The sequence below is a fragment of the Vibrio sp. Vb0349 genome, from assembly GCF_033338975.1.
On the sequence record NZ_JAWOTS010000380.1, the window covers coordinates 1 to 1112 of the forward strand.

General features: G+C 48.2%; 1 protein-coding gene. It reads left to right on the forward strand.

The window, feature by feature from the left end; genetic code table 11:
• Positions 1-1112: argininosuccinate lyase (gene argH / locus R7Q47_RS26005; protein WP_318090229.1), on the forward strand; the 1112-nt coding region annotated here is incomplete at both ends.

The following is a 1112-nucleotide window of genomic DNA, read 5'->3' on the forward strand; positions in this document are numbered from 1 at the left end:
TGCGTGGTCTAAAGCATTGCTTTCGGTTGGTGTATTATCAGCAGAAGAGCAGCAAAAGCTCGAGCTCGCTTTAAATGAGTTGAAACTCGAAGTGATGGAAGATCCGCATCAGATTTTACGCTCTGATGCTGAAGACATTCACTCGTGGGTGGAACAGCAGTTGATCAGCAAAGTCGGCGACTTAGGTAAAAAGCTGCACACTGGTCGTTCTCGTAACGACCAAGTGGCGACCGACTTAAAGCTTTGGTGTCGTCAGCAAGGGCAGCAACTTCTTATTGCACTTGATCGTCTACAATCGCAAATGGTGCAAGTGGCGAAACAACATCAAGGTACGGTTTTGCCTGGTTATACTCACTTACAACGTGCTCAGCCTGTGACGTTTGCTCATTGGTGTTTGGCGTATGTTGAAATGTTTGAGCGTGATTACTCACGTCTGAGTGATGCGCTGCAACGTTTAGATACCTGTCCGCTAGGTTCTGGCGCATTAGCTGGTACTGCTTACCCAATTGATCGTGAACAATTGGCGCATAATCTTGGCTTTCATCGTGCTACGCGTAACTCACTCGATTCGGTATCGGATCGTGACCATGTGATGGAACTGATGTCTGTCGCTTCTATTTCTATGCTGCACTTGTCACGTCTTGCGGAAGATATGATTTTCTACAACTCAGGTGAGTCGAACTTCATTGAGTTGGCAGATACAGTGACATCTGGCTCGTCATTGATGCCACAGAAGAAAAACCCAGATGCGCTAGAGCTCATTCGTGGTAAGACTGGTCGCGTGTACGGCGCACTTGCTGGCATGATGATGACAGTCAAAGCCCTGCCACTGGCGTACAACAAAGACATGCAAGAAGACAAAGAAGGCTTGTTCGATGCGCTTGATACATGGAACGACTGTATGGAAATGGCAGCGTTGTGTTTCGATGGGATTAAGGTTAATGGCGAACGTACGTTAGAAGCCGCGAAACAAGGCTACGCCAATGCCACAGAATTAGCGGACTACTTGGTCGCGAAAGGCATTCCTTTCCGAGAAGCGCATCATATTGTCGGTGTGGCTGTCGTTGGGGCGATTGCCAAAGGTTGTGCACTGGAAGAGCTGTCACTGCAAG